The sequence below is a fragment of the Roseovarius conchicola genome, from assembly GCF_041403425.1.
Lineage (GTDB): Bacteria > Pseudomonadota > Alphaproteobacteria > Rhodobacterales > Rhodobacteraceae > Roseovarius > Roseovarius conchicola.
In genome coordinates, this window is record NZ_JBGEHK010000001.1 from 844,927 (window position 1) to 861,459 (window position 16,533).

Consider the following 16,533-nt stretch of genomic DNA (forward strand, 5'->3'; position numbering starts at 1 on the left):
TGGCGCGCCCCGACTCCCTCAAGCCGGGTCGGGGCGCGGTATCCTGTTAGCCAATGATGGCGTTCAGCGTGGTACTGGGGCGCATCACTGCGGCCAATTTGTCCGCATCGGCGGTGTAATAGCCGCCGGTATCTGCCGCGTTGCCCTGCGCTGCGGCCAGTTCGGCCACAATGGCGGCCTCATTGTCGGCGAGGGCCTGGGCGACGGGCGCAAACTCGGCGGCCAGATCGGCATCGTGGCTTTGCGCGGCAAGCGCCTCGGCCCAGTAGCGGGCAAACCAGTAGTGGCTGTCGCGGTTATCCGGCTCGCCCACCTTGCGGCTGGGTGAGCGATTGTTATCGAGAATGCCTTGGGTGGCCGCTTCGACCGCTTCACCAAGCACGCGGGCCTTGGCATTATCTTTGGCGTCGGCAAGGAACTTGAAACTTTCGCCCAGAGCGCAGAATTCGCCAAGGCTGTCCCAACGCAGGTGGTTTTCGGCCTGAAGCTGTTGCACATGTTTCGGGGCCGACCCGCCAGCGCCGGTTTCAAACAATCCGCCACCCTGCATCAGTTTCACAATCGACAACATCTTGGCCGAAGTGGCCAGTTCGAGGATCGGGAACAGGTCGGTCAGGTAATCGCGCAGCACGTTGCCGGTGATGGCGATGGTGTTTTCACCCTTGGTGATGGTTTCAAGGCTGGCGCGTGTGGCCTCGCGCGGGGCCATGATCTCGAACTTGTCGGCCACACCTTTGGCGTCAAGGATCGGGCGCACATAGTTGATCAGTTCGGCATCATGGGCGCGGTTTTCATCCAGCCAGAAGATCGCACGGAAGCCCGTGGCCTTCTGACGGGCAATGGCCAGGTTCACCCAGTCCTCGATCGGTGCCTTGCGGGCCGAGGCCGAGCGCCAGATGTCACCAGCTTCGACAGCGTGAGAATGCAGCACAGTTCCATCCTCAAGGATCATCTTAACAGTGCCGGCCTCGGGGATCTCAAACGTGGTGGGATGCGAGCCGTATTCTTCGGCCTTCTGGGCCATCAGGCCCAGGTTCTGCACGGTCCCGGCGGAGGCTGGGTTGAGCTTTCCATTGGCCTTGAAGAACTTGATCGTCTCATCATAAACCGGCGCGTAGGAGTTGTCGGGGATCACGCAGACCGCATCGGCCTCTTTCCCGTCCGGACCCCAGCCTTTGCCACCGGCGCGGATCAACGCGGGCATCGAGGCATCGATGATGACGTCGGAGGGCACATGCAGGTTGGTGATGCCCCGGTCGCTGTCGACCATGTACATTGGCGGGCGTGCTGCGGTCACGGCCTCGATGGCAGCCATGATTTCGGCGTCGCCTTCGACTTTCTCCAACAGCGCACCAAGACCTTGATTGGGGTTCACACCCAGTTCGGCCATCTTATCGCCATGGGCCTCAAACACCGGGGCCAGCCACGCCTTGACCGCATGGCCAAAGATGATCGGGTCCGAGACCTTCATCATCGTCGCCTTCATATGCAGCGAAAACAGCACGCCTTCGGTCTTGGTTTGTTCGATTTCTGCGGCAAGAAACTCATCCAGCGCCTTTGCGGACATGAACGTCGCATCCACCACTGTGCCAGCGGGGTAGGACACACCGTCTTTCAGGACGGTTTCGCCATCAGCCGTTTCAAGGACGATCTTTGCTGTCGCGGCGCCATCAAGCGTCGTGGACTTTTCGTTCGAGAAGAAATCATTACCGTCCATGGCAGCAACACGGGTTTTGCTGTCCGCGCTCCAGTCGCCCATGCGATGGGGATTGTTTTGGGCGAAGGATTTCACAGCCGCCGCCGCGCGACGATCCGAATTGCCTTCACGCAGAACCGGGTTTACCGCCGATCCTTTGATCGTGTCATAGAGCGCGCGCACTTCTTTTTCGGCGATGGTTTCCGGCGTCTCGGGGTAGTCGGGGATTGCAAAGCCTTTGCCCTGCAACTCTTCAATCGCGGCGACCAGTTGGGGCACCGAAGCCGAGATATTGGGCAGCTTGATCACGTTCGCCTCGGGCGTTTTCACCAACTCGCCAAGCTCGGCCAGATCGTTTGGAATGCGTTGCTCCGCGGTGAGGTGTTCGGGAAAGGTGGCCAGGATGCGGCCTGCAAGCGAGATATCCTTGGTACCGACGGATACACCCGCAGCGGCGGCAAACTTCTGAATGATCGGCAGGAGTGAGGCGCTGGCAAGCTCAGGCGCTTCGTCAACCTTGGTATAGATGATGTCGGGTGTGGTGCTGTTGGCCATGATGTGCCTCCGGATCAGGGATTATCGGTCATGTGGCGGCCCATGATGAGTCGCCCTGCTGCCTGCGTCATAACGCAATTTCGCAGTGCTGAAAAGGTACAGTATGCGATTGTATACTATTCAATATATTCTGCCCCAAGACCGCGCATAAGTATCAGCCCTGCGCCGACAGCGACCAGCACTCCGATCATCAAAGGCAGGGCTGTGCCATCAAACATCAGACTGATGGGAATGCTGAAAACCACCGATCCTACCGTCGCGATCGCCGAGGTAACGCTGGTGGCGGTACCCGCCAGATGCCCCATCGGTTCCAACGCGATGGCGGTGAGGTTGCCCAGCGTCATCGAGATATTAATGAAGACGCCAATCTGCCAAATGAAATAGAGCAAGAAGGGCAGGGGTCCGATCAGCATTTCATAGATCAGCAGCATCAGAGTGATCGTCACAAGCCCGGCCATCGCCACCCGTACCAGCCGCCGCATGCCCAACCGCACCACCAACGCGGCATTCAGCAGGCTAAACCCCCCGGCAGTCAGGGCGAGCAGGGCGAACCAGTAGGGAAAGCTTGCACCCCGCTCATACCCCGTTTCAAAGATCGGGTGGATCGAGCTGAGCGAGGCGAACAGGGCGACATAACACAGTGTCAGCACGAAGGTGCTGCGCCGCACAACCGGATTGGCCAGAACTTCGCGGACCGCTTCCTTCAGCGGGCGTGCACGGAACGGACGACGGCGCCCGGGGGGCAAGGGCTCGGCCACACGCAGGGCCAACCAGAAGGCCGAGGCGAAGGAAAACAGCATTAACGAGGCAAATATCCCACGCCAGCCCGCCAATGCGATGATGTAGCTGCCCAAGAGCGGGGCAATCGCAGGCACAAGGGTGAATACCATCAGGATGATCGAATTAATCCGCGCCATTTCACGCCCGGCGAAATAGTCGCGCGTGATCGCCATTGGCACGATCCGGGCCGCCGAAGCCCCAAGCCCCTGCAACACACGGGCGGCGATCACCATTTCAAGGCTGGTCGCCATCCAGGCCAAGGCCGAGGCCAACATAAACAAGGCAGAGCCCCACAGGACAACCGGCTTGCGCCCGTAACTGTCCGACAAAGGACCCACAAAGAACGTGCCCAACCCCATGCCAAAGACGAAACTGGTCACGATCAACTGGGCGCGATTAGGCGCCTCGGACGTGAGTTCGCCCGCGATCTGGGGCAGGGCGGGCAGCATCGCCTCTATCGCAAAGGCCACGATGGCGGTCAGCATCGCCATGAGGGCGATGAATTCGGCAATGCCGAGGCTTGGACGCTGGACGGAGGTGTCAGTCATATGGCTGGGCTATCACAGCGCGTCCGGGCGGGCCAACGCCCGTATCCGCACAGGCCAGCCGCCGCAGGCGCACACTGGCCGCTAGCTGTCGCCCTTGGTATCCTCGGGCGGTGGCGCATGGGCCAGATGTTTCATCAACCATTCGGCGTGCTTTTCCCGTTTCTTGACAGTGAAGTGCCCGAATTGCTGGATCGCCAACGCAAAGACACCAAGGCCAACGAAGATGAAAACCGTTGTGCCAATCCGGCCTAGCGGTGTCGCGGGCACCAGCTCGCCATAGCCGACGGTCGACAGGGTGACGACTGTGAAGAAATACGCGTCAATCCAGCTCCAGCCCTCAACGAACTTGAAAAACACCGTGCCACTGAGGACCACGGTGGCAAGAGCCAATAAAATGGCGAGAAACTGAAAGCTGCGCATGTCGGGCCTCCGGGTAAGCTAGGCGGTTTGTTCCTTAAATTCATCAATCACCCTAACCCAAAGTTCGGCGGGTTGGCAGCCCGGCACTGCATGTTGATTGGCCACGATAAACGTGGGCACGCCGGTGACGCCCATTTCGCGATACTGTGCGTCGCGCGCACGAATGTCGTCCAAATCGGCGTCCGATTGCAGCAGTTTGCGCACCACCGCGGCGTCCATCCCTGCCGCGTCGGAAATATCGGCCAGAACGTCCATGTCGCCAATATCACGACCTTCTTCGAAATAGGCCTTGAACAGCGCCATCACGACAGGGGTTTGACGTTGTTCAATTCCGGCCCAATGGATCAGACGGTGGGCGTTCAGCGTGTTGGGAGTGCGCGCGATCCCTTCGAAATTGATCTCAAGCCCCGCGGCTGCGGCGCGTTCCACCACGGGCATATAGGCCTGTACCGCACCTTCCTTGCCGCCAAACTTACCCTCCAGATAGGCGCGCCGATCCATGCCTTCGGCGGGCATGTCGGGATTCAGCTGAAAGGGATGCCATTCCATCGTGAAGGGGTGATCAGGACGCTCGGCAAGAGCTTGATCCAGAAGAGTTTTCCCGATGTAGCACCAAGGGCAAATCGGGTCGGAAATAATATCAAGCTTGATCATTCAGTGCCTCATAGACCGGAGCCAAAGCCCGGCGGATCAGTTTACCATTTGCACCCGTTGGCAGGGCGTCGACGTGAAAGAAACCGCGCGGGCGTTTGTAGCGCGCCAGACGGGTTTTGGCATGAGCCTGTAAATCGGCCTCGGGCACGGGCGCAGGGCCGGTGTAGAAAGCCATGATAAGTCGGGCATCGGCCTTAACCTCGATATCGGTGACGGCACATTGGGTGATGCCGGGATGGGTGGTCATCACCGCCTCGACCTCGATCGGCGAGACGCGATAGCCCCCTGCATTCATCATGTCATCGTCACGCCCGTGATAGGTGATTTGCCCGTCAGCATCCATATGGCCCTGATCGCCGGTCAGGAACCATTCGCCTTTGAACTTCCCGGCGGTGGCCTGCTCGGCGCCGTGATAACCCAGCATCAGGCCGGGATCAGATCGATGCACCGCAATTGTTCCTTCTGTTCCAAGAGGGACAGGTTTGCCTGCCTCATCTACCAGTGCAATCCGGCGGCCATCCTGCGGGCGCCCCAACGCACCCGGTGCCGAAGGGTGGTCAGGACTGCCCGAGATAAAGGTCGAACATTCGGACATACCATACGCCTCGTAAATCGGCGTGCCGGTGGCCGTTTCCCAAGCCTGGCGGATCGTATCGGACAGTTTTTCACCAGCGGACAGCCCATGGCGCAGCTTCGGCAAGGAGAGCGGTACATGGTTTAAGAGTTTTCGATAAACGCCCGGTGCTGCGGCAAAAATCGTTGCGTCATGCCGGGCCAGAAGCATTGGAAGTTGATCCGGGGCGACGCCGGGCTCGGGGATCAGGGCGGTGGCTCCAACGCTCCACGGGTCCATCAGGCCGGTGCCCAGCGTATAGGTCCAGTTGAACGCCCCGGCATGTAGCAATCGGTCATCCACGGTCAGTCCATACCAGCCGGTGTGCATCATCTGACGCGCCCAGATCGCGCGATGAGCGTGGACCACGGCGCGGGGAATACCCGAGGTTCCGGAGGTGAAGATGATATATCCGGGCCGGTTCGGATCGCCCATGTGCCACGCGGCAGGGGGCAGATCGCGCATCGCTTCAAGTGTGGATTGGTCAATCACCCGCAAGGTCGTTGCGGGACAGGCAATGCCATCACCCAACAAGATGGCAGCGGGTGATGTGGTTTCGATCACCCCTTGCACTTCGGGGCCTGTCAACTGTGATGAGGTGGGAATAGGCACCAAGCCGACCGCTATTGCCCCCAGGTATGCAATCGGAAATTCCACCGTATTGCCAAGCCGCATCATCACCCGGTCGCCGGGAACAAGGCCAGCCTGTAACAGACCCGTTCCCGTGCCGCGCACCGCCGCAATCAGCCGCTGATACGACCAGCTGTCCGCGCCTGTGAGGCCCAAAACATCCAGTGCAGTCTTATCGCCAAGCGCCGAACCCTGGCCCAACACGTGAGCCGCCAGATTGAACGGCGCAGGGCAGGGCGAATAGGCCCCATTATCGAAGATTGACAACATAGCGCAAGGCTTAGGCGCAGGCCGGGTCTGTTGCAAGGGGACGGCGGGAACGTTATCTAGAACTCATGGACCAAATGGACCCCCAAAACCTGATCCGCATCGAGCGCGAAGATGGCCAGAGCGGCAGCGCCGAGCCGCTGGATCTGGGGCAACGCGTGCGCGAGTTGCGCAAGGCACGCAACTGGACGCTGGAACAGGCGGCGACGCAGGCCGGGTTGGCGCGTTCAACCCTCAGCAAGATCGAAAACGGTCAGATGTCACCCACTTACGAGGCATTGAAAAAGCTGGCCGTGGGTTTGGATATCTCGGTGCCGCAATTGTTTACGCCGCCGCAGAAGGATCAGATCAACGGACGCATGGCCGTGACCAAGTCGGGCGAGGGCGCGCAGAAAGTCACCGTGACTTACGAGCATGAATTGCTGGGCGATGCGCTGACCAAGAAACACATGTTGCCTTATCGCGCCCGGATCCGGGCGCGTAATATTGCGGAGTTTGACGGCTGGGTGCGCCATGATGGTGAAGAGTTTCTTTATGTGCTGACCGGGGTGATCCAGCTTTATACCGAGTTTTATGAACCGGTGACCATGCGTCGCGGCGACAGCGCCTATTATGATGCCACGATGGGCCATAATGTCGTGTCGCTCAGCGATGAGGATGCAACGATCCTCTGGGTCACCTCCCTGGTATAAGCACTTAAAACCCCACGCAGCATCGGGCGCGCGCGGTTCATTCACAAATCAAGCAAAGAGACGGTCAGCCTGTCAGAACCAGCTTTGAACGCCACGGGCCGCGCCCGAGACATCTTGTCCGATCCCGTCAATGGTTGCACAGCCCGCCAGCAAGGCGACGAGCCCGAGAACTGCCAGATGTTTCATTGTTTTTTGCCTCAGTTACGTTTTTTATCTGCTCTTATTCTTCCGACCACCATACTTCAGGCAGGAAATAAATGCTATCCCCGTAGATCGGCAGGCGGTCTTTTGGGTATGTCAACTGTTTCACATGTGCCACACGTCCAACCGCGTAGTTGTGGATCGGAATGACATAGCGCCCGGCGGTTAAAACGCGGTCCAGGGCACGGGTGGCTGCAATAAAGTCCTCGCGGCTGTCCGAAGTCAGCATGGCGTTGATCATCGCCTCCGCCGCCGGAGATTTCATGCCCATCAGGTTGCGGCTGCCCGGCTGATCGGCGGCGGCTGATCCCCAGTAGAGCAATTGTTCATTGCCCGGGCTGAGCGAAAGTGAGCGGCGCATGAAAGTGATATCGAAATCAAAACTCGTCTCGCGCTCGGCATATTGTGCCTTGTCGATTTGTTGAATGTTCAAGGTGATGCCGAGACGTTCCAGCGCGCGGGCATAGATATCCATGATTGCCGTGGCCTGCTGAATCAGCGCATCCTGTTTCAGCACGACATTTAGCTCCATCGGCTGACCGTCAGCGTTTTTCAGCACTCCATCCTGAACGGCCCATCCCGCCTCGGCCAGCAACCTGATGGCTTTGCGCAGATTGGCGCGGTTGCGTTTGGTGCCATCCCCCTGGGGCAGGGCATAACCTTCCAATGTACCGGGCAGGAGATCGTCGGCGAATGGATCCAGCAGTTCGCGGACACGGCCTGTCGCCGGTCCCGGCTGCATGCCCAGTTCCGAGTTTGAAAAGTACGACGTAATGCGCGGTTGGCGCCCGCCGGTCAGCGTGTCGTTGATAAACTCAAAATTGAACGCGAGGATCAACGCCTCGCGCACGCGCCAATCGGCCAAAGCGGCACGACGTGTGTTCATCACGAAACCGGTCATGCCCGACGGTTTCTGGTGCGGGATTTCGGATTTGACGATATCGCCACGTTGAACGGCGGGGAAATCATACTGGGTGGCCCAATCCTCGGCGTTGAACTCGCGCACGAACGAGATGGCCTGGCCTTTGAACGCCTCCTTAAGCACGGTGTCATCGCCGTAGAACTCGATCCGGATTTCGTCAAAGTTGGCGGTTCCGCGGCGAAAGGGCAGGTCGTTACCCCAGTAATCCGGGTTGCGCTTCAAAACCACATTGCGATCAACCTCATAGCTGTCGACCACGTAAGGGGCGGTGCCGATAGGGATGTCACCGATCCGCGCGCTGGCGAAATCCTTACCCTCCCACTGGGCCTTTTGCAGGATCGGACGCAATCCCGCGATCAGGGCAAGCTCGCGGTCTTCGGTGTTAAAGGTCAGCCGGACACTGCGCGGCCCGGTCGCTTCGATCCGGTCCACTTTTTTCCAGAACCCGGCATAACGTACGTGTCCCTGGGTGGCCAAGGTCTCGTAAGACCAGATCACATCCTCGACGGTGACCGGGCTGCCATCCGAGAATCGGGCCTCTTCGCGCAGGGTGAATTCGACCCATTCGCGATTCGGACCTGTCTCGACCGATTCGGCCAGAAGGCCATAAAGCGAGAACGGTTCGTCCCAGGACCGGCCCATGAGGGACTCGTACGCCAGGAACCTCAGTTGCCAGGGCGGGCTGCCCTTGAGGGTGAACGGATTGAGCGAATCGAAGCCCCCAACATTGCCCGTCACCACCTGTCCGCCCTTGGGTGCATCCGGATTTGCATAAGGGAGAGACACAAAATCCGGTGGTAGAGCGGGCTCTCCATACATAGCTATGCCATGGCTGGGCTGTGCGCTCACAGGCGGTGTGGATAAAATGCCTGAAAAAATGATGGCGCAGAGAAGCAATGAGCGGAAAAATTCTGATCTCATTTCGGCAACAATCCTTCTCGCCCCTTCTTTTCCTCAAGGGTTAGGTAAACAGGGATTCACGTCTTTTCAAACTTTTAGCTTGGACTGCGGCGCGAGATTGCTTATAAAGATGTTACTGCTCGATAGGTTTCTTGCCTGTATGAAACCTGCCTCAATAACTTAACGCCCGCTTCGTGCGGGCGTTTTTTTTGGGCGTAATGGGGTGTGGATGAATGGGGCGTGGACAAGGATGACCTTGGCCGAATCTGTCTTCATTCGAGGGTAGGGATTGCAATTTCACCCACGCGGCTTCATCCTTTTTTGCAACTGCAGCATTGTAAAATCATGAGGAGCGCACGGGATGAGCGTAGCGGGTAAGACAGCGATTGTGACAGGGTCCAATTCAGGCATCGGTTTGGGGATTGCGATCGAATTGGCCAAGGCGAGCGCGAAGGTCGTGTTGAATTCCTTCACTGACAACGACGAAGATCACGCGCTGGCAAAACAGCTGTCCGACGATCATGGTGCCGAGGTACGTTACATCAAGGCCGATATGTCCAAGGCAGATGAGTGTCGCGCGCTGATCGAGAAGGCCGGGTCCTGCGATATCCTGGTGAACAACGCAGGCATTCAGCATGTCGCGCCAATTCCTGACTTCCCGAACGGCAAATGGGATGCGATCATTGCGATCAATCTCAGCTCGGCCTTCCATACCACCGCCGCCGCCCTGCCGATGATGCGTGCCGCCGGGTGGGGCCGGGTGATCAACGTGGCCTCGGCCCATGGGTTAACGGCAAGCCCTTACAAGTCGGCCTATGTGGCGGCCAAACATGGGGTCGTCGGGTTGACCAAAGTGACTGCGCTGGAAACCGCCGAGGAACCGATCACCGCCAACGCAATTTGTCCGGGCTACGTTCTGACACCGCTGGTCGAGGCGCAAATTCCAGACACGATGAAGGAATATGACATGAGCCGCGAGGACGTGATCAAGAACGTTATGTTAACGCGGCAACCCTCGAAAGAATTTGCCACGGTCGAACAGCTGGGCGGGACCGCGCTTTACCTGTGTTCGGATTCAGCGGCACAGGTGACGGGCACAACGATCAGTGTCGATGGCGGTTGGACGGCGCTTTGATAACGCAAGGGGCGCGTCAAACCGAAGGGGCAGGCGTGTGGCGGATGTAAAACGGATCAATCTGGCCTTGCAGGGTGGCGGTGCGCATGGTGCGTTTACCTGGGGCGTGCTGGACCGGCTGCTTGAGGATGAGCGGATCGAGGTTGCAGCGATCTCGGGCACCTCGGCCGGCGCGATGAACGGTGCGGCCTTCAAGGCGGGCTGGCTTGAAGATGGCAGGGCAGGGGCCAAGGCCCATTTGGATTGGCTTTGGTCAAAGATGGGCGCCGTGCAAGACATCCGCATGCCCGCCTGGATGAGCGGCACGATGCCAATGCCCGGCGCAGTGAGCGCGGCACTGGAGATGTCTCCGGCCTACCTTTGGAGCGATGCGATGTCGCGCATGGTGTCGCCTTACGCATATGGGCCGTTTTATGCCAACCCGCTGGAACCGATTGCGCGGGCTTTTGAGTATGACAAGGTTTGCGCCGATGCCGAACCACGGCTTTATGTCGGGGCAACCAATGTGCATAGCGGCAAAATCCGGGTGTTTTCAGGTCAGGAGATCAGCACCGATGCCCTGTTGGCGTCGGCATGTCTTCCAACGATGTTTCAGGCAGTTGAGATTGATGGGCAATCCTATTGGGATGGCGGCTATACGGGCAATCCGGCGCTGTTTCCGCTGTTTGACGGTGATTTGCCGGATGACATCCTGATCATCAACATCAACCCGCTGGAGCGCGCCGAGGTGCCTCAAAGCCCGCAGGACATTCACAACCGGATTAACGAGATCAGCTTTAACTCGTCATTGTTGCGCGAATTGCGAGCGATCCGTTTCGCACAGCGGCTGTTAAAGCAAGGCGCGCTGGCCGATGGGGCGATGAAACATGTGCTGGTGCATATGATTGCAGATGACGCGCTGATGCGCGAGCTGTCGGTCGCAACCAAGCTGATGCCGAACCCTTACTTGCTCAACCAACTGAAAGAAGCCGGGCGCGCGGCCTGTGATACATTTCTTGCGAACCACTTCGACGATTTGAACGTGGTCGGTAGCACCGATATCGAAGAGATGTTTGGCTGAATTGGCTCTTTTGCATGTCAAAAAGGCAATGTCCGCCCAGCGGGACAAAACCAAACTCCGCTATGTGCCAGCCACCGGAGGCCAACGTCAGACCCTGGGGTGGCGACCCACCATTTGCTTCAGGGCGCTTTATGGTCGCAAAGTACATCTACAGAATGAACGCAGCGCCGTCGTCAGAGTAATCGTCAGCCCAAGGGAGGGGCCCCCTGCGTCGATTACAAAGTAATCGACTTTCGGTCGACGGACGATGGCCGGGCCGCTGCGCGGCTGTTAACCGGCTTGGCGCGTAATAGTGGCGACAGTTTTGGGCTCAAAACAGTCATTCGACAAGCTTGGAAGATTGTCTCTAACCTTCCACAACCTCGACCCCGCCATTGTGGTCAGGGTAAACAAGCCCCGCCGAGATCACCAGCTTGGCGGCTTCTTCGACAGTCATGTCCAGTTCGATCACATCTTCTTTTGGAAAGAACAGCAGGAATCCCGAGGTTGGGTTTGGGGTGGTGGGTACGAAAACCCCCATCAGGTCACCCGAAGTTTCGGCGCGCGCGGACACTTCGCCCTTTGCGGTGGTCGAGATGAACCCGATGGCCCAGATGCCTCTGCGGGGGTACTGGATCAGGCAGGCTTTTTCGAAGCTGCGCTCGGATTGGGCAAACACCGTCTCTGCGATCTGTTTGACGCCGGAATAAATGGTGCGCACCACTGGCATCCGGTCGACCAACGACTCGGCGAAGTTGATCAGGGATTTGCCGATCAGGCCCTTGGCGATCCACCCCACCAGAATGGTGAAGATCAGGAAGATGATCACCCCAATGCCGCGCAGGTTGATGCCGATGTATTTCTCGGGTTGGAAGTTGTAGGGCACCAAGGGCAGCACAACGCTGTCTACCCAGCCGATAAAGGCCCAGAGGAACCAGATCGTCAGCGCCACCGGAGCGATAACAACAATACCGGTCAGGAAGCTGGCACGCAGCCCCGAAAACATCCCGCCCTTGCGTGGATGAGGTGGTTCTTCGTCAAACGGTGTGTTCATGAGGCTCTATCAGCAACGGGTTCAGCCGATATGTAAGCAGAAACCTGCCGGTCGACAATGGGGGTTAATGAGTATCGTTTTTCTCAAGCTCCGCGGCAATGGCCGCTGCCAGCCGGGCGTTGTTCAGAACCAGCGCGATATTAGCTGCCAGAGAGCGCCCCTCTGTTAGCTCGTAAATGCGCCCCAACAGGAAAGGCGTGACATCCTTGCCGGTAATATTTTGGGTCATGGCATCGGCCTGAGCCCGGGCGATGATCGGGGCAATTTGATCATGCGGCATCTCTGCCTCGGGCGGGATGGGGTTGGCGACGAGTTGCCCGCCAGGCAGACCCAATGCACCACGCATCAAATGGGCTTTGGCGATTTGCGCGGGTGTATCCATGCGCAAAGGCGCGGTGAGCGGCGAGGTGGCCGACCAGAAGGCGGGGAAGCTGTCCTGTCCATAGGCAATCACGGGCACACCTAAAGTTTCCAGAACTTCCAGTGTTTTGGGCAGATCGAGGATCGCCTTGGCCCCGGCGCATACCACGGTGACCGGGCTTTGGGCGAGTTCCTGCAGATCCGCCGAAATGTCAAAGCTGTCGCTGGCACCCTGATGAACACCGCCAATACCGCCCGTCGCGAACACCCTGATCCCGGCCAGATGTGCGGCAATCATCGTGGCCGCCACCGTCGTGGCACCGATACGCCCATCGGCCATGCAGACCGCAAGGTCGGCCCGGCTGAGCTTGGCAACGTTTTGCGCCTTGGCCAGGGTTTCCAGTTCGTCTTCGGACAGCCCGATATGCAAAGCACCGTCCAGCACGGCGATGGTGGCAGGAATAGCCCCGGTATCGCGCACGGCCTCTTCCACCTTCCACGCGGTTTCCAGGTTGTCCGGATAGGGCATACCGTGGGTGATGATCGTGCTTTCCAAGGCCACGATCGGGGCGCCATCGCGACGGGCCTGCGCCACTTCGGGGGAAAGGGTGTAAAGACTCATCGCTCAGGCCTCTCCTGATACATGGGCGGCCGCGGCCTGCAAGGCGCGTTCCAACGCGGCCTCGCGGCTTGCGCCAGCCAGATCGGCGGCAATATGGGCGGCCATGAACGTATCACCCGCACCGGTGACACGGGTCACCAGCACCTGTGGCGGCTGTCCGGTGATCAGTCCCGAAGGCGCACCATCACAAGCCGGGTTGGCCCCGTCGGTGATCAACACGCGTTTTGCCCCACGCACCAGCAGGGCTTCGGCTGCGTCGGATGTGCGGGTGAAACTGGTTTGGCACAGCAATCCGGCTTCTTCCAGATTGACATAAAGCACCGCCTGTCCGTGAGTCAGGAAGGGCAGCAGGCGTTGCGCTTTTCCGGGCGAGGCGGGGGCGAGGCGCAGGTCGGCCTTGGCCAGAACATCGCCAGTGGCGATCTCGCTCAGCAGCGCCTCGGTCAGATTGCCATCCAGCGCAACGGCGCCGGCAAAGGGCTGCTTGGCCGAGCCCAGTGACCCATCGCTAAGCGCGGTCAGAATACGTGCGCCTGCAGCCTCTAGCGAATGCGCGTCGGCAATCGCGGCGATCAGGCCGTTTGCAGCCTCGACGGCCATATAGACATCGGTGGGCAAATCATCCGAGCGATAGATATGCGCGGTGTCGAGCTCCATCAGATCGCAGGCGCGGATCAACTCCTCGCCCGCCTCATCGCGCCCGACAGCGCTGAGCAGGGCAGGGGACAGACCAAAGCGGCGGAGCGCCATGGCAATGTTCAAGGCCACGCCGCCGGGCTGGCGGAGAATCCGCCCCGGTACATCCGCCCCCGGTTTCATATGGCTGGCGGTGCGTCCGATCACGTCCCAGAGAACACTGCCGATGCAAAGAAGATCGCTCATGCGGGCGGTTTTGACCCGGATGGCAAAGGCACGCAAGGCCGATTTGGCCCTGACAGTCGACGTATGCTGTGCCAGATTGGCGGTATGAAACGCCATTTCCTTTCCTTGCTGAGCGGCTTGATCCTTGCGTCCGCCGTGCAGGCGCAGGATCATTGCCCGGGTTCTGCGCCGCTTGACGCGCTTGCGGCCCGGATTGCGCCGAACCCGGTCTGTGCCACCAGCCTCAGTCAATCGGGGCAGACCAGCCAGCACTGCAGATGGGGGTTTGACTATCGCGCGGCGGCCGCCGAGGCGTTGTATGCACAGATCGAACAGATTTCAGCCGCGTGTTTCGGCGATATCAGCGCAACGCCAAATGCGCCGGACGTGAACCACCCGGACAGCTATCTGATCCGGCAGTTCACGGGGCAGGGGATCGAGGTATCTGTGTCACTTAAGGACAAGGCCGCTTTGGATCAAAGTTTCGTCTTTTGGCGGGTCACACCCTTGTCCTGAAAGGGGCTTGCGCACGCTGACACGCCGGGCTATACGCGCGCCACTAACTCCGCAGGTATGGGCGGGCCGTTGGGGGAGACATCCCTTTCGTGTCCACCGGTTGAAGCAAATGCTTCTCATCCCGTACCGAGGCTTAAACCGGAAAGGAAACGGACATGGCTCAACCTGAGTTCACCATGCGCCAACTGCTTGAAGCAGGCGTACATTTTGGCCACCAGACGCAACGCTGGAACCCCCGTATGGGCGAGTTCATCTATGGCGCGCGCAACGGCATTCACATTCTCGACCTGACACAGACCGTCCCGATGCTGGACGCGGCGCTGCACGCGATCCGCGAAACCACCGCAAAAGGTGGTCGGGTTCTGTTCGTCGGCACCAAGCGTCAGGCCGCAGGGCCGATCGCCGAAGCCGCCGAAAAATCGGCTCAGTACTTCATGAACCACCGTTGGCTGGGCGGTACGCTGACCAACTGGAAAACCGTATCGCAGTCCATCAAGCGTCTGAAAGACATCGACGAAGCGATGGAAAGCGGTGCCGAAGGCCTGACCAAGAAAGAACGTCTTGGCATGGAACGCGACCAAACCAAACTGCAAGCGTCGCTTGGCGGGATCCGCGAGCTGGGCGGCACACCTGATATGCTGTTCGTCATCGACGTGCGCAAAGAGGCACTGGCCGTGGCCGAAGCCAACAAGCTGGGCATCCCGGTTGTGGCCGTGGTTGACACCAACTGCTCGCCCGACGGGATCGATTACATCATCCCGGGCAATGACGACGCGGCCCGTGCGATCACTCTTTATTGTGATCTGGCAGCCCGCGCAGCCCTGGATGGCATGTCGGCCCAAATGGGCGCGGCTGGCGTTGACCTGGGTGCGATGGAAGAGGCCCCTGTGGAAGAAGTTGTCGTGGAAGAGGCCGTTGCTGAAGCCCCCGCAGCCGAAGCTGTAGCGGAAGAGGCACCTGTCGAAGCGCCTGCGGAAGAAGCCCCTGCTGAGGAAGCAAAAGCCTAAGCCTTCGGGGTTTCGCAAAACTGATACGGGGCGCGGGGAAACCTGCGCCCATGACTGATCCGTAAATTTGAGGAGAGCCGAGATGGCGATCACTGCTGGAATGGTGAAAGAACTGCGCGACAGCACCGGCGCAGGCATGATGGACGCGAAAAAAGCGTTGACCGAAACCGATGGCGACATGGAAGCCGCTGTTGACTGGCTGCGCACCAAAGGTTTGGCGAAGGCTGCCAAGAAATCCGGCCGCACCGCTGCTGAGGGCCTTGTTGCTGTGAAAGTAGATGGCGGTCGCGGTGTCGCGGTTGAAGTGAACTCGGAAACCGACTTTGTCGCGAAGAACGCTGAGTTCCAAAGCATGGTCGCGGACGTGGCAAGCGTTGCCATGGGTGTAAACGACACCGAGGCACTGGCCGCGGCGGATATGGGTGGCAAATCTGTTGCCGACACCATCACCGCCAAAGTAGCCACCATCGGTGAAAACATGTCGCTGCGCCGCATGGCCGCGCTGGAAGGCGATACCGTTGTGGCGTATGTCCACAACGCCGCCACCGCTGGTATGGGCAAAATTGGTGTTCTGGTTGCCCTGAAAGGCGGCGACGAGGCGTTTGGCAAACAGGTTGCCATGCACATCGCGGCCACCAACCCTGCCGCCCTGAACGAAGAGCAACTGGACCCCGCCGTCGTCGAGAAGGAAAAGCAGGTTCAGATCGACATCGCACGTGAATCGGGCAAGCCCGAGCAGGTGATCGAGAAGATGATCGTTGGCCGCATGAAGAAATTCATGGCCGAGGTCACGCTGGTCAACCAAGCCTTCGTGATCAACCCTGACCTGACGGTCGAGGCCGCCGCCAAAGAGGCCGGTGCCGAGATCACCGGTTACGTCCGCATGGAAGTGGGCGAAGGCATTGAGAAAAAAGAAGAAAACTTTGCCGAGGAAGTCGCCAAAGCGGCTGGCGGCTGAGCCTTCTTCAAACCAAAGAAAAGGGGCATCAAATCGGGTGCCCCTTTTTTGTTGAACCAACATGCACTTCTCGATGCATGCTGATTTGGCGAGTTTCCAAAAA

16 protein-coding genes are annotated in these 16,533 nt (G+C 59.2%); 6 read left to right on the forward strand and 10 right to left on the reverse strand.

Annotated features, from left to right (window positions below; translation table 11 throughout):
• Positions 1-46: 46 nt before the first annotated feature.
• The 5 genes from V6N02_RS03975 to V6N02_RS03995 form a co-directional block, all read right to left on the reverse strand.
• Positions 47-2,251 carry an NADP-dependent isocitrate dehydrogenase gene (locus V6N02_RS03975; protein ID WP_371224190.1) on the reverse strand — a complete coding sequence of 735 codons (2,205 nt, stop codon included), beginning with the start codon at positions 2,249-2,251 and terminating at the stop codon, positions 47-49.
• 116 nt (positions 2,252-2,367) lie between these two features.
• Positions 2,368-3,579, reverse strand: coding sequence for a multidrug effflux MFS transporter (locus V6N02_RS03980; protein WP_371224191.1), 1,212 nt, complete (start codon positions 3,577-3,579; stop codon positions 2,368-2,370).
• An 81-nt stretch (positions 3,580-3,660) separates the two neighbouring features.
• On the reverse strand, positions 3,661-3,999 hold the full coding sequence (locus V6N02_RS03985) for a potassium channel family protein (RefSeq protein ID WP_371224192.1): 339 nt from the start codon (positions 3,997-3,999) through the stop codon (positions 3,661-3,663).
• An 18-nt stretch (positions 4,000-4,017) separates the two neighbouring features.
• Positions 4,018-4,653, reverse strand: a complete 636-nt coding sequence (locus tag V6N02_RS03990; RefSeq protein WP_371224193.1) for a DsbA family oxidoreductase — start codon at positions 4,651-4,653, stop codon at positions 4,018-4,020.
• Positions 4,640-6,166: a class I adenylate-forming enzyme family protein gene (locus tag V6N02_RS03995; protein ID WP_371224194.1), complete on the reverse strand. Its 1,527-nt coding sequence runs from the start codon at positions 6,164-6,166 to the stop codon at positions 4,640-4,642. Before V6N02_RS03995 ends, V6N02_RS03990 begins: the two co-directional genes overlap by 14 nt.
• Before the next feature lie 65 nt (positions 6,167-6,231).
• Here V6N02_RS03995 and V6N02_RS04000 point away from each other — a divergent pair, with 65 nt between their 5' ends.
• Positions 6,232-6,855: a helix-turn-helix domain-containing protein gene (locus V6N02_RS04000; protein ID WP_371224195.1), complete on the forward strand. Its 624-nt coding sequence runs from the start codon at positions 6,232-6,234 to the stop codon at positions 6,853-6,855.
• Positions 6,856-6,927: 72 nt separating this feature from the next.
• Here the strand turns inward: V6N02_RS04000 and V6N02_RS04005 are convergent, their stop codons facing one another.
• Positions 6,928-7,041: an entericidin EcnA/B family protein gene (locus tag V6N02_RS04005; protein WP_371224196.1), complete on the reverse strand. Its 114-nt coding sequence runs from the start codon at positions 7,039-7,041 to the stop codon at positions 6,928-6,930.
• Between the two features lie 34 nt (positions 7,042-7,075).
• Complete coding sequence (locus tag V6N02_RS04010; RefSeq protein ID WP_371224197.1) at positions 7,076-8,899, reverse strand: extracellular solute-binding protein; 1,824 nt, start codon at positions 8,897-8,899, stop codon at positions 7,076-7,078.
• A gap of 340 nt (positions 8,900-9,239) precedes the next feature.
• On the opposite strand from V6N02_RS04010, the gene V6N02_RS04015 reads away from it, so the two are divergent.
• Positions 9,240-10,013 (forward strand): 3-hydroxybutyrate dehydrogenase, encoded by a 774-nt coding sequence (locus tag V6N02_RS04015; protein ID WP_371224198.1) that lies wholly within the window; start codon positions 9,240-9,242, stop codon positions 10,011-10,013.
• 37 nt (positions 10,014-10,050) lie between these two features.
• Positions 10,051-11,073 (forward strand): patatin-like phospholipase family protein, encoded by a 1,023-nt coding sequence (locus V6N02_RS04020; protein WP_371224199.1) that lies wholly within the window; start codon positions 10,051-10,053, stop codon positions 11,071-11,073.
• Between the two features lie 346 nt (positions 11,074-11,419).
• Here V6N02_RS04020 and V6N02_RS04025 read toward each other — a convergent pair whose 3' ends face one another.
• The 3 genes from V6N02_RS04025 to V6N02_RS04035 all read right to left on the reverse strand — a co-directional run bounded on the left by V6N02_RS04025 (position 11,420) and on the right by V6N02_RS04035 (position 13,970).
• Positions 11,420-12,106 (reverse strand): DUF502 domain-containing protein, encoded by a 687-nt coding sequence (locus V6N02_RS04025; RefSeq protein WP_371224200.1) that lies wholly within the window; start codon positions 12,104-12,106, stop codon positions 11,420-11,422.
• Positions 12,107-12,170: 64 nt separating this feature from the next.
• Positions 12,171-13,088, reverse strand: a complete 918-nt coding sequence (locus tag V6N02_RS04030) for a pseudouridine-5'-phosphate glycosidase (RefSeq protein WP_371224201.1) — start codon at positions 13,086-13,088, stop codon at positions 12,171-12,173.
• 3 nt (positions 13,089-13,091) lie between these two features.
• Positions 13,092-13,970: a PfkB family carbohydrate kinase gene (locus V6N02_RS04035; protein WP_371224566.1), complete on the reverse strand. Its 879-nt coding sequence runs from the start codon at positions 13,968-13,970 to the stop codon at positions 13,092-13,094.
• 84 nt (positions 13,971-14,054) lie between these two features.
• Between V6N02_RS04035 and V6N02_RS04040 the strand changes: the two genes are divergently transcribed.
• From V6N02_RS04040 to tsf, 3 genes are all read left to right on the forward strand, one after another.
• Complete coding sequence (locus tag V6N02_RS04040; protein WP_371224202.1) at positions 14,055-14,465, forward strand: hypothetical protein; 411 nt, start codon at positions 14,055-14,057, stop codon at positions 14,463-14,465.
• Between the two features lie 155 nt (positions 14,466-14,620).
• Positions 14,621-15,472: a 30S ribosomal protein S2 gene (rpsB, locus tag V6N02_RS04045; RefSeq protein ID WP_371224203.1), complete on the forward strand. Its 852-nt coding sequence runs from the start codon at positions 14,621-14,623 to the stop codon at positions 15,470-15,472.
• A gap of 82 nt (positions 15,473-15,554) precedes the next feature.
• The gene (gene tsf, locus V6N02_RS04050) at positions 15,555-16,430 is read left to right on the forward strand and encodes a translation elongation factor Ts (RefSeq protein ID WP_371224204.1); all 876 of its coding nucleotides are present in this window, start codon (positions 15,555-15,557) and stop codon (positions 16,428-16,430) included.
• The last annotated feature ends 103 nt before the right edge of the window (positions 16,431-16,533 follow it).